Consider the following 305-nt stretch of genomic DNA (forward strand, 5'->3'; position numbering starts at 1 on the left):
GTGGGGTCGAACAGACCCAACAGATAGTCCGCGGTCGTGTCCAGGATCTCCGCCAGCTTTGCCAAGGTGGTGGGGTCCGGGGAACTCTTTCCGCTCTCCCATTTTACCACGGCCTGCTGGGTCACGCCCAACAGGGAAGCAATCTCCGCCTGGCTCATGTGCTTTTGCTTTCGGCATTGCCGTAACAGCTCCGGAAACGACATTGTTCAACACTCCTCTGCTTGTACCGGGTCCGGTAGGGTTTTATCTGAATTTATTATACAACAAAAAGATGTTTCAGTAAAGAGGAAATCCCGCTTTTTCTC

Annotated in this window: 1 protein-coding gene; it reads right to left on the bottom strand. The window is 52.5% G+C overall.

Annotated features, from left to right (window positions below; all coding sequences use genetic code 11):
* On the bottom strand, positions 1-203 hold a 203-nt coding region (locus P0G09_RS18250), incomplete at its 3' end, for a helix-turn-helix transcriptional regulator (protein ID WP_275253374.1).
* Positions 204-305 lie beyond the last annotated feature (102 nt).

It is taken from the genome of Faecalibacterium sp. DFI.5.82, from assembly GCF_029076575.1.
GTDB classification, from domain to species: Bacteria; Bacillota; Clostridia; order Oscillospirales; family Ruminococcaceae; genus Faecalibacterium; species Faecalibacterium duncaniae.